This window comes from Prauserella cavernicola (assembly GCF_016595675.1).
Lineage (GTDB): Bacteria > Actinomycetota > Actinomycetes > Mycobacteriales > Pseudonocardiaceae > Prauserella_A > Prauserella_A cavernicola.
Genome location: NZ_JAENJH010000002.1, coordinates 60048 through 70929 on the forward strand (window position 1 = coordinate 60048; position 10882 = coordinate 70929).

A 10882-nucleotide genomic window follows, 5' to 3' on the forward strand; every position below is an offset into this window, starting at 1 on the left:
GCCCAACGCTTACTGGATGTTCACGTCGACACTGGCCGGCAGGTCGATGCGCATGAGCGCGTCGACCGTCTTCGGCGTCGGGTCGAGGATGTCGATCAGACGCTTGTGCGTGCGCATCTCGAAGTGCTCGCGCGAGTCCTTGTACTTGTGCGGCGAGCGGATGACGCAGTAAACGTTCTTTTCGGTGGGCAGCGGCACCGGCCCAACCACGGAAGCGCCGGTGCGCGTGACCGTCTCGACGATCTTGCGTGCGCTGGCGTCGATCGCCTCGTGGTCGTAGGCCTTGAGCCGGATGCGGATCTTCTGTCCCGCCATGGTGGCAGCTCGTTCCTTCGTCTCGTGCCGCTATCTCAAACCAACGCTCGGCGCCGGTTCTCGCACGTCAACGGCCTGGTATCCGGTCCACGCGGTCGGGCGTGTCGCGCCCACTGCGCAGACTGATCCCTCAGGATCGTTGTCGTGCCTAGGTCTGTACCTCATGGAGTACCGACGCGAGGTCGGCCGCTCCTGACTCACGGAAGCCGCAAGCCCAGGACACTCGCGCCAGGGCGGCCGATTCTTGGTGATTCATCAGAATCGGCCGCCCTGCGTCGAGCAACCTTAATAGGATGCCATATCTAAATCAGGCATCCGCACCCGGGGGGTGCCTTACTTGTTGATCTTGGTGACCTGACCGGCACCAACGGTACGGCCACCCTCACGGATGGCGAACCGCAGACCCTCGTCCATCGCGATCGGCTGGATCAGCTTGACCGAGATGTTGGTGTTGTCGCCCGGCATGACCATCTCGGTGCCCTCTTCGAGAGTCACCACACCGGTCACGTCCGTGGTACGGAAGTAGAACTGCGGGCGGTAGTTGTTGAAGAACGGCGTGTGACGGCCACCCTCGTCCTTGGAGAGGATGTAGACCGAACCCTCGAACTCCGTGTGCGGAGTCGTGGTGCCGGGCTTCACGACGACCTGGCCACGCTCGACGTCCTCGCGCTTGATGCCACGGAGCAGCAGGGCGGCGTTGTCGCCGGCCTGGCCGTAGTCGAGCAGCTTGTTGAACATCTCGATGCTGGTGACCGTGGTCTTGCGAGCGTCGGGACGGATGCCGACGATCTCGACCTCTTCGTTCAGCTTGATCTCGCCACGCTCGATGCGGCCGGTGACGACCGTACCGCGACCGGTGATCGTGAAGACGTCCTCGACGGGCATGAGGAACGGCTTGTCGACCTCACGCTCCGGCTCGGGGATGCTGCCGTCGACGGCCTCCATGAGCTCGAGCACGCTCTGCGCCCACTGCTCGTCACCCTCGAGAGCCTTGAGGCCGGAGACGCGCACCACGGGGGCGTCGTCGCCGGGGAACTCCTGCGAGGACAGCAGCTCACGGACCTCCATCTCGACGAGCTCGAGGATCTCCTCGTCGTCGACCATGTCGGCCTTGTTCAGCGCAACGACGATGTAGGGCACACCGACCTGACGCGCGAGCAGCACGTGCTCACGGGTCTGCGGCATCGGGCCGTCGGTCGCCGCGACCACGAGGATCGCGCCGTCCATCTGGGCCGCACCGGTGATCATGTTCTTGATGTAGTCGGCGTGACCCGGGGCGTCGACGTGCGCGTAGTGACGCTTGTCGGTCTGGTACTCGACGTGCGAGATGTTGATCGTGATCCCGCGCTGCTTCTCCTCAGGCGCGTTGTCGATCTGGTCGAACGCACGCGACTGGTTGAGCTCCGGGAACTTGTCGTGGAGAACCTTGGTGATCGCCGCGGTCAGAGTGGTCTTGCCGTGGTCGACGTGACCGATGGTTCCGATGTTGACGTGCGGCTTGCTCCGCTCGAACTTCGCCTTCGCCACTGGAATGTCCTCCTGGACTTACTTACTCGCGACCGGCGTGGCAGCCGGACTGCGACTCGATCTGGTCGGTTGTGCGGACCTTAGGGGGAGCCCCTTTCGCGCCCGCGTTGGGTGCTGGTGGAGAGTTACTCCCCCGTCGCCTTGGCGATGATTTCCTTAGCGACGTTCGACGGAACCTCGGCGTAGGAGTCGAACTGCATGGAGTAGTTCGCACGACCCTGGGTGCGCGACCGCAGGTCGCCCACGTAGCCGAACATCTCCGACAGCGGCACGAGCGCCTTGACGACGCGCGTGCCAGACCGCTCCTCCATGGCCTGGATCTGGCCACGGCGGGAGTTCAGGTCACCGATGACGTCACCCATGTAGTCCTCAGGGGTGGTGACCTCGACGGCCATCATCGGCTCGAGCAGTACCGGGTTCGCCTTCCTCGCGGCTTCCTTCATCGCCATCGAACCGGCGATCTTGAAGGCCATTTCCGAGGAGTCGACCTCGTGGTACGCACCGTCCAACAGGGTGAACTTCAACCCGACGAGCGGGTAGCCCGCGAGCACGCCGTACTGCATGGCGTCCTGCGCACCGGCGTCGACCGACGGGATGTACTCCCGCGGGATGCGACCACCGGTCACCTTGTTGTCGAACTCGTACATCGCGCCGTCGGCCGTCTGCAGCGGCTCGAGCTTGACGATCACCTTCGCGAACTGACCAGAACCACCGGTCTGCTTCTTGTGGGTGAAGTCGAGCTTCTCGACCGTGTTGCGGACGGTCTCGCGGTACGCGACCTGCGGCTTACCGATGTTCGCCTCGACCTTGTAGTCGGACTTCATCCGGTTGACGAGCACCTCGAGGTGCAGCTCGCCCATACCTTCGATGATCGTCTGACCGGTCTCCTCGTCCTGGCTGACCCGGAACGTCGGGTCCTCCTCGGCGAGCTTCTGGATCGCGGTGGAGAGCTTCTCCTGGTCGGCCTTGGTCTTCGGCTCGATGGCAACCTTGATGACCGGCTCCGGGAAGGTCATCGACTCCAGGACGATCGGGTTCTGCGAGTCCGACAGGGTCTCACCGGTCGTCGTGTCCTTCAGACCGATCACCGCGTAGATGTGACCGACCTGGGCCTCGTCGACCGGGTTCTCCTTGTTGGAGTGCATCTGGAAGATCTTCCCGATGCGCTCCTTGCGCTCCTTGGTCGAGTTCATGACCTGAGCGCCGGAGGCGACCTTGCCCGAGTAGACCCGGATGTAGGTCAGCTTGCCGAAGAACGGGTGCGCGGCGATCTTGAACGCCAGCGCCGAGAACGGCTCGTCGACCGAGGCCTTGCGCGTGGCCGGAGTCTCGCCGTCGGTCAGCGTGCCCTCGACCGGCGGGACGTCGAGCGGCGAAGGCAGGTAGTCCAGAACGGCGTCGAGCATGGGCTGCACGCCCTTGTTCTTGAACGCCGAGCCGGCCAGCACCGGGAAGGAGGACCGCTCGATGACCATCTTGCGGATGGCGCCCTTGATCTCGGCCTCGGACAGCTCGTCGCCGCCGAAGAACTTCTCCATCAGGGCGTCGTCGGTCTCCGCGACGGCCTCGACCAGCTTCTCGCGGTACTCGGCGGCCTTGTCGGCGAGGTCGGCCGGAATGTCCTCGACCGCGTAGTCCTCGCCCTTCTTGACGTCACCGCGCCAGGTCAGCGCCTTCATACGGACCAGGTCGATGACGCCCTGGAAGTCGCTCTCGGCACCGATCGGCAGCTGAATCACCAGCGGGCGCGCACCGAGGCGCTCCTCGATGGTCCTCACGGTGAAGTAGAAGTCCGCACCGAGCTTGTCCATCTTGTTGACGAAGCAGATCCGGGGGACGTCGTACTTGTCGGCCTGACGCCACACCTGCTCGGACTGGGGCTCGACGCCTTCCTTGCCATCGAAGACCGCGACGGCACCGTCGAGCACTCGCAGGTTGCGTTCCACCTCGACGGTGAAGTCGACGTGACCCGGAGTGTCGATCAGGTTGATCTGATGGTCGGCCCAGAAGGTGGTGGTAGCAGCCGAGGTGATGGTGATACCCCGCTTCTGCTCCTCCTCCATCCAGTCCATCGTCGCGGCGCCGTCGTGCACCTCGCCGATCTTGTAGTTGATCCCGGTGTAGAACAGGATCCGCTCGGTGGTGGTGGTCTTACCGGCGTCGATGTGGGCCATGATGCCGATGTTGCGGACCTTGTTCAGGTCTGTCAGCACGTCACGTGCCACTTCAGTGTTCCCCTGTCTCAAGCGTGGGGCCCGGCATTGGCTTGGGTCGGCTGCCGGGCGGCAATCACCAGCGGTAGTGGGCGAATGCCTTGTTGGACTCGGCCATCTTGTGCGTGTCCTCGCGGCGCTTCACGCTTGCCCCGAGGCCGTTGCTCGCGTCGAGCAGCTCGTTCTGCAGACGTTCGATCATGGTCTTCTCGCGGCGGGCCCGCGCGAAGGAGACGATCCAGCGCAGCGCAAGGGTGGTCGACCGACCGGGCTTGACCTCGATGGGCACCTGGTAGGTGGCACCACCGACGCGCCGGCTCTTCACCTCGAGGGTGGGCTTCACGTTGTCCAGCGCGCGCTTCAGCGTGACGACCGGGTCCGTGCCCGTCTTCTCGCGAGCGCCTTCCAGTGCGCCGTAGACGATGCGCTCGGCCAGCGAGCGCTTGCCGTCCGTCAGCACCTTGTTCACCAGCTGCGTGACGAGCGGCGAGGCGTAGACCGGGTCAGCGATCAACGGCCGCTTCGGGGCCGGACCCTTGCGGGGCATTAGCTCTTCTCCTTCTTCGCGCCATACCGGCTGCGCGCCTGCTTGCGGTTCTTCACGCCCTGCGTGTCGAGCGAACCGCGGATGATCTTGTATCGAACACCCGGCAGGTCCTTCACACGGCCGCCACGCACGAGCACCATCGAGTGCTCCTGGAGGTTGTGGCCCTCACCGGGAATGTAGGCGGTGACCTCGATGCCGCTGGTCAGCTTTACACGCGCGACCTTGCGCAGCGCCGAGTTCGGCTTCTTGGGCGTCGTGGTGTACACGCGGGTGCACACGCCGCGCCGCTGCGGGCTCCCCTTGAGGGCCGCAGTCTTCTGCTTGGCAGCCTTGTCCTGGCGGCCCTTGCGGACCAGCTGCTGGATCGTGGGCAATGGACCAGCTTTCTGTCGCGTCCTGTAGCTCTACGTTGTCTCCCCGGTCCCCGAGGTCGGGCGTGTCGGCCCGCGTCAGGATCTTTCGATCCGCTAACTTCCCACCGGGATTGCCGTGGAACTCCGTCTGGCCCGGGGGTCGCGAGCCGGGCACGAGGCACCGGCACATGAGCCAACAGGCACACGGAGTGGCCCGACAGCTGCCGGGCACGGTCGTCAAAGATACCCGCCCGAGTTCAAAGCGACCACATCGGGGGTCGGTTACGACCGACGACGCGATACGGACGGGTGACTTGCACCCACCAGTTTACCGGATGACCATCCGGAAACGGGGTCCGATAGTTCATCATGAGGCCGCGTCGTGCTGGGTCGGTTCCAGCAACCATAGTCCGGGGAGGCCACCGTGTCAGCGGAGTTCGAGCAACTCGTCGCGGAGTTCGAGAAGTTCCAGTCGAAGATCAAGAAGGTCGACGACCAGCTCGCCGATCTCGGCCAGATGCAGAATGCCGTCGCCGAGCTCGAGGGAATGGCCGTCTCGGCCGACCGCTCCGTCACCGTCGTCGCGGGCCCCGGCGGAGCGCTCAAGGACATCCAGCTGACCGACAAGGCCATGGAACAGCAGCCGAAGGCGCTCGCCGCGGCCCTGCTCTCCACGGTCCAGCAGGCCGTCGCCGACGCGGCGCGCAAGCAGGCCGCGATCGTCGAGGAGCACATGGGCTCGGGCCTCGGCCTGAGCGACCGGGTTGTCGAGAGCCAGGCACAGCTGTTCGGCAAGGACCCCGAGCAATTCCGGGCCGAGGTCGCGGAGGGGCAGCCGCGTACGCGCTCGGCCGAGGAGGAGCACCACGACGACTACTCCGAGCAGAGCGTGTTCGACGACGCCGACGACCGCGGCAAGCAGGCTCCCCCGCCTCCGGCCTCCGGCAGCTCCGCGGGCGACGCGTTCCTGCAGAACCTCTTCGACAACGACGACCGGCGATGAGCGGCGGCTACGACGTCGACCTCCCGGCGCTGCGGAAGTACCGGGAGAACCTGGGTAGTTACCAGGGCCAGGCCGGCAAGTTCGCCGACCTCGTCGCCAAGGCCGACGTCGGCGACCAGTCCTGGGGAGTCGTCGGGCTGTTCACGAAGAGCCAGTACACCGAGACCCTCGGCGAACTCAAGCGACACCTGACGAGCATGGCGGAGGGACTCCAGTCCGCCTCGGACAAGATCGGCGCCGCCGCCGATCAGTACCGGGCGATGGACGACGAGGTGATCCGCCTGCTGAAGAACGTGCTGACCCAGCTTGAGACCTCTGGCGGAGGTAGGCCTCGTGGCTGACGTGCGGGACGCCACCAAGGGCGTCGAGGTCGAGGTCTCGGACGACTCGGGCTTCATCAACACCGGCAACATCCCCGGCGCCCTGCCGGGCCCGATCAGCGGCGGCGTGGGACTCGTCAGCAGCCTGGTCGAGGGCCCCGGCAAGGACCCCGACGTGGGTGACGTCGCCAACCACGCGGCGTCGCTGCTCAACGACACCGTCGGGTTCGTCCAGTCGATCGGCGGCACGGCGATGGAGATCGCCTCCGATCCGCTCGGCTGGCTGATCGGACAGGGCCTCGACTTCCTCCTCGCCGTGATCCAGCCGCTGCAGGATGCGCTGCACGCCGTGACCGGCGACGGTCCCGCGCTGGAGGAGGCCGCCGGCAACTTCGGCAGCATCGGCGATGGTTTCCAGGCGATGAGCGACGACTTCGTCCGCGTCGCCGACGAGGCGCTGTCCGGGTGGAGCGGCGAGGCGTCGGAGGCCGCCAAGGCCGCGCTCGCGAACTTCGCCGACGGCGTCAGCGGCGTGGCCGCCAAGTCCGGCAACGTCGCGGAGATCCTCCAGGCCTCCAGCATGTTGATGACCGTCGTCGAGGAGGTCCTCAAGGCGATCATCACCGAGTTCGTCAAGTGGCTGATCATGATCTGGGTGCCCGCGCTCGCCGCCGCGATCCCGACCGCGGGCGCCTCGACCGCGGCCGCCGGAACCGCCACCACGACGCAGGCGACCACCACGGTCAGCAGCACCACGCAGAAGGTCAACAAGCTCACCGAGCTGCTCAACAAGATCAAGGCCTGGTTCGCCGAGCTCCAGCAGACCTTCGCCAAGGGCGGCATCATGGAGGCCGCCCGCAAGTCCGTCACCGACGCGGCAGGTGACGCAGGCATGCACGCCGGGCAGAGCATGGGCCGCAAGATCGCGATCGCGGGCAAGGAGAGCCTCACGTCGGGCGCCAAGGAAGCCGTCAACCAGGTGACGGGCCTCGACCCGAGCAAGGAGGGGGGCGAGCTCGCGCAGGGCTATGTGAAGCACCAGCTCGACCAGTCCGCGAACGCGGACAAGATCGCGGACTACGACGAGATCGGTACGGAGCAGTCGGACGCGGAGACCAGGCGAGACCTCGATGTCTGAGTACATCGGCCCCGCTATCGGCGTCGTCCTCGTGGTGGCGCTGATCGTCTTCGGGTTGCATCACCTCTTCGTCGTCATGCCTCGCAGACACAGGAACAAGGTCGACCGAGTCGTCGGCATCGCCGGGCTGGCTCAACGTCTCAATGGGACAGTCCACACGACACGGACCGGCACCCGGCCCTCGTTCGGAGTGCTGCCCGGACCCCGGGACATCCTCAGCCCGAAGCCGTTGACCGGCCCCTTGGATCAGTTCGACCAGGCCGTCGAGTTCTCCTACCGCGGCCACCAGGCACTGGGCGTCGACTACACGTTCAACCACCGAACGCCCGGACACAACAGGCGCTACATTCGCGTACAGCACAACATCGCCCAGGTGCGCATTCCGCCGACCCCGCACCTGCGCATCGCGGGACGCACTCCGGCGGGGCTCACCTACCGGGGCGACGCACTGAGGGTTTTTCCGCTCGGTGTGCCGAGGTTCGATGACGCCTTCGAGGTCGCGGCGGCGGACGAGGGCTTCGCCAGAACGGTGCTGACCGGTCCGATGGTCGACCTGCTGCTCTACGGCGCCAGGTACCGGGACAAGTTCCTCGAGTTCGAATCGGGCGTGCTCCGCTCCGAGTTCTTCGGGCCACTCGAAGAAAAGGTGCTGCTGTCCAATCTCGACCTGCTGATCGATGTCGTGGAACGCCTTCCGCAGCAGGCTTTTCGAGGCAGCTAGTCCTGCCCGGTGACGTCGTGCAGGTGGTGCACCGGGTCGTGGATGAAGTAGCGCGCGAAGGTGTCCACCGTGAAGTCGGCGCCGTCGGAGCGGTGACCGGTGCGCTGCCACTGCTCCCCCGAGACGCGTTCGAAACTCGTCGCCAGTACCTCGGCGGCCTCGACGAGTTCGTCGGCGACCACGGCGGGGTCCTGCTCCCCGTAGGCGGCCTCGACGGCCGTGACGTCCTGGTCCCAGTTCGGGAACTCCGGGCCCTCGTGAGCGAGCATCAGGGCGAGCCTGCGGTCGTAGATCCGGCAGCAGTCCCGGACGTGGCACGCGTACTCCAGCGCCGACCACCTGTCGGCCCGGGGACGCACGCGCACGTCGTCCGCGGCGAGCACGTCCCGCCAGGCCAGCGCGTTCGCGCGCAGCAGCGCGGGCACGGCGCCCTTGTCCACCGCACCGGCCTCGAAGCCGCACTCGGGGCACCGCCGCAGCAGCACCCACGTCCAGTCCTTGTCATCCGGGGTGATCACGAACCCATGGTGCGGGCCCCGAGATCAGGGCACCAGCGACATTTTCTGACAAATGGTTAAGGGTTACTGAAAGGACCGCCTGCGGAGCTCGTGGCACATGAGGCACGATGAGCGCGCACTCGGCAACCAGGGAGGGCCGGCCATGACCGGATTCAATGTCGACGAGGACGAACTGCGCTCCTACGCCGACAAGCTCAGCGGCCAGAAGGACACCGCGAGCCAGATCTCGGGACTCGTCGACACGGCCGACGTCGGCGACGAGTCCTGGGGCGTCGTGGGCCTGTTCGTGAAGGGCGACTACACCGAGATGCTCGCTGACCTCAAGGACATGTTCGCCAGCATGGAAGCCGGCCTGCAGTCCGGTTCCGACAAGTTCAAAGCCGCCGCGGACGGCTACCGGCAGCACGAGGACGCCGTGAAGGAGCTCCTCAACGGCATGAACGTCGAACTCGGCAAGTGAGCGCGGACAACAGGAGCTAGGACATGGCTGAGACGGAGACCGAGGCCGGCGGCGTCACGATCACGACCGGCGAGAAGGACTGGGGCGACAAGGCGAAGGAGGCCATCCCGCTCGCGGGCGGTGCGATCAAGGCCTTCGACGCCGCCGGAAAGCTGACCGACGGAGCGACCGGATCGGAGATCTCGGGCCTGGTGTCGGAGAGTTCCGGGTTCGTCCAGGGGCTCGGCGGCGCCGCGCTCGGCATCGCGACCGACCCCATCGGCTGGCTCGTGGGGCAGGGCCTCGACTTCCTCATCTCGGTGTGCCAGCCGCTCGAGGACGCGATCCACTTCGTCAGCGGCGACGGCCCCGCGCTCACGCAGGCCGCCGAGAACTTCACCGCCATTGGCCAGGGTGTCGTCGAGCTGCGGCAGAAGTTCGACGAGGAGCTCAAGACTTCGCTGCAGGGCTGGGGCGGCGACGCGTCGGAGGCCGCGGGCACCAAGCTCGGCGAATTCGCCAAGGGCATCGACGGTGTCGCGGGCCAGGCGGGCGAGGTCGCCGAGATGCTGTCGACGTCGGCGATGATCATGTCGGTGGTCGAGGACTTCATCAAGGCCCTGCTCACCGAGCTGATCACGTGGCTGATCATGATCTGGATCCCGGCTCTGGCCGCCGCGGTCCCCACCGCGGGCGCGTCGACCGCCGCCGCGGGCACGGCCACGGCGACCCGCGCCGCCACCACCGGCGGCCGCGTGGCGCAGACCATCGCCAAGCTGCGCAGGCTACTCGACAAGATCATGGACTTCCTGCGCAGCCTGCGGGGCAGGCTCGGCGACCTCAAGACCGGCTTCCAGCGCGCCATGGACAGCAAGCTGACGCGCAGCCATGCCGCCGACGCGGCGCTGTCCGGCGCGGGCCGGAACCCGCTCACGCAGTCCGTGGACCGGATGTGGAGCAAGGACGGCATGCTCGGCGACCGGCTGCAGGGCGGCTTCGGATCGTCGATGGGAGGGGTGCTTTCCGACACGGCCGCGGCGCAGGTCGGCGCGGGCACCGGAGCCAACGCCGGCATCGACAAGGCCGCGCGCAACCAGGGCTCGATGCAGGCCGCGGACGAGGCTGACGAGATCGGCACCGACTACACGAAGGGCGAGACCCAGGGTTACCTGGACATCTGAGAATGGACCTCGGAATGTGGATGCCGGACGGCCCGGCGGGATGGATCGTGCTGGCCGCGCTCGTGGCGGCCCTCGGCTGGTTGGCCGCTCGGAAGCTGCCGGGCAGGATGTTCGGACTCACGGCGGCAAAGCGTCTCGCGACCCAACGCGGCTGGCTCGTGAAGATCTCTCCCGGTGCGGGAGCGGGCGGCTCGGGCTGGGACGCGGGCACGGTGCCCGGGACCTACCTCGAGTTCCTCGGCGAACACCAGGGGCTGGTCATGCATGCCGGCGAGCGCCGCATCCGGACGACCACCAGCGCCGGGACTCCCGGCGAGCCCCGCCGGTACTGGCGGCACGACTACGTGATCACCGTCGCGGCCACCCCGGCGTCGGGGCAGGGACAGCTGCTGGCGGTATACCCGGCGATCCAGCAGTGGGAGCAGGGCATCTTCGACGAGCTCAACAGCGGCATGCGACCACGTTCGGGCTGGGTACGCAACGGCGACGGGATGTTCTCGACCGGCAGGCGCGGCCACAGGCTCTCCAAGAAGCAGTTGCTCGCCGACCTCGACCGGCTGGCCGCGCTCGCGCGATCCCGGTAGTTCCCGCACACCGACCGGAAACG

13 protein-coding genes are annotated in these 10882 nt (G+C 66.7%); 7 read left to right on the forward strand and 6 right to left on the reverse strand.

From position 1 onward, the window contains the following. Positions 1–9: 9 nt before the first annotated feature. From rpsJ to rpsL, 5 genes are all read right to left on the reverse strand, one after another. On the reverse strand, positions 10–315 hold the full coding sequence (rpsJ, locus tag JHE00_RS06835; protein WP_003883485.1) for a 30S ribosomal protein S10: 306 nt from the start codon (positions 313–315) through the stop codon (positions 10–12). Between the two features lie 333 nt (positions 316–648). Next, positions 649–1842 carry an elongation factor Tu gene (gene tuf, locus JHE00_RS06840; protein WP_200315998.1) on the reverse strand — a complete coding sequence of 398 codons (1194 nt, stop codon included), beginning with the start codon at positions 1840–1842 and terminating at the stop codon, positions 649–651. Between the two features lie 125 nt (positions 1843–1967). Further along, positions 1968–4067, reverse strand: coding sequence for an elongation factor G (gene fusA, locus JHE00_RS06845; RefSeq protein WP_200315999.1), 2100 nt, complete (start codon positions 4065–4067; stop codon positions 1968–1970). A gap of 64 nt (positions 4068–4131) precedes the next feature. After that, positions 4132–4602, reverse strand: coding sequence for a 30S ribosomal protein S7 (gene rpsG, locus JHE00_RS06850; protein WP_200316000.1), 471 nt, complete (start codon positions 4600–4602; stop codon positions 4132–4134). Next, a complete protein-coding gene (rpsL, locus tag JHE00_RS06855; RefSeq protein WP_003102113.1) occupies positions 4602–4976 on the reverse strand; it encodes a 30S ribosomal protein S12 in 375 nt (124 codons plus the stop codon). The genes rpsG and rpsL overlap by 1 nt, the downstream gene beginning before the upstream one ends. A gap of 403 nt (positions 4977–5379) precedes the next feature. Between rpsL and JHE00_RS06860 the strand changes: the two genes are divergently transcribed. From JHE00_RS06860 to JHE00_RS06875, 4 genes are read left to right on the forward strand one after another with little or no spacing between them, the layout of a single operon-like run. Further along, on the forward strand, positions 5380–5958 hold the full coding sequence (locus JHE00_RS06860) for a YbaB/EbfC family nucleoid-associated protein (RefSeq protein ID WP_200316001.1): 579 nt from the start codon (positions 5380–5382) through the stop codon (positions 5956–5958). Then, positions 5955–6299: an ESX-1 secretion-associated protein gene (locus JHE00_RS06865; RefSeq protein WP_200316002.1), complete on the forward strand. Its 345-nt coding sequence runs from the start codon at positions 5955–5957 to the stop codon at positions 6297–6299. The genes JHE00_RS06860 and JHE00_RS06865 overlap by 4 nt, the downstream gene beginning before the upstream one ends. Then, entirely contained in the window at positions 6292–7416 is a 1125-nt protein-coding gene (locus JHE00_RS06870) for a hypothetical protein (protein ID WP_200316003.1), read from the forward strand. Before JHE00_RS06865 ends, JHE00_RS06870 begins: the two co-directional genes overlap by 8 nt. Further along, on the forward strand, positions 7409–8137 hold the full coding sequence (locus tag JHE00_RS06875) for a hypothetical protein (RefSeq protein WP_200316005.1): 729 nt from the start codon (positions 7409–7411) through the stop codon (positions 8135–8137). The genes JHE00_RS06870 and JHE00_RS06875 overlap by 8 nt, the downstream gene beginning before the upstream one ends. Here JHE00_RS06875 and JHE00_RS06880 read toward each other — a convergent pair. After that, a complete protein-coding gene (locus JHE00_RS06880) occupies positions 8134–8655 on the reverse strand; it encodes a DinB family protein (RefSeq protein ID WP_200316007.1) in 522 nt (173 codons plus the stop codon). The two genes, JHE00_RS06875 and JHE00_RS06880, sit on opposite strands and share 4 nt — an antisense overlap. 142 nt (positions 8656–8797) lie before the next feature. Between JHE00_RS06880 and JHE00_RS06885 the strand changes: the two genes are divergently transcribed. The 3 genes from JHE00_RS06885 to JHE00_RS06895 are packed head-to-tail and all read left to right on the forward strand — an operon-like array spanning position 8798 to position 10859. Beyond that, a complete protein-coding gene (locus JHE00_RS06885; RefSeq protein ID WP_200316009.1) occupies positions 8798–9115 on the forward strand; it encodes a WXG100 family type VII secretion target in 318 nt (105 codons plus the stop codon). A gap of 23 nt (positions 9116–9138) precedes the next feature. Further along, entirely contained in the window at positions 9139–10275 is a 1137-nt protein-coding gene (locus JHE00_RS06890; protein WP_200316012.1) for a WXG100 family type VII secretion target, read from the forward strand. Between the two features lie 2 nt (positions 10276–10277). Beyond that, a complete protein-coding gene (locus JHE00_RS06895; protein WP_200316014.1) occupies positions 10278–10859 on the forward strand; it encodes a hypothetical protein in 582 nt (193 codons plus the stop codon). Positions 10860–10882 lie beyond the last annotated feature (23 nt).

Coding starts and splice junctions, on each gene's coding strand:
- JHE00_RS06895 (WP_200316014.1), top strand. CDS start 10,278: ATGGACCTCGGAATGTGGATGCCGGACGGCCCGGCGGGATGGATCGTG.
- rpsJ (WP_003883485.1), bottom strand. CDS start 315: ATGGCGGGACAGAAGATCCGCATCCGGCTCAAGGCCTACGACCACGAG.
- rpsG (WP_200316000.1), bottom strand. CDS start 4,602: ATGCCCCGCAAGGGTCCGGCCCCGAAGCGGCCGTTGATCGCTGACCCG.
- JHE00_RS06890 (WP_200316012.1), top strand. CDS start 9,139: ATGGCTGAGACGGAGACCGAGGCCGGCGGCGTCACGATCACGACCGGC.
- JHE00_RS06865 (WP_200316002.1), top strand. CDS start 5,955: ATGAGCGGCGGCTACGACGTCGACCTCCCGGCGCTGCGGAAGTACCGG.
- JHE00_RS06875 (WP_200316005.1), top strand. CDS start 7,409: ATGTCTGAGTACATCGGCCCCGCTATCGGCGTCGTCCTCGTGGTGGCG.
- JHE00_RS06885 (WP_200316009.1), top strand. CDS start 8,798: ATGACCGGATTCAATGTCGACGAGGACGAACTGCGCTCCTACGCCGAC.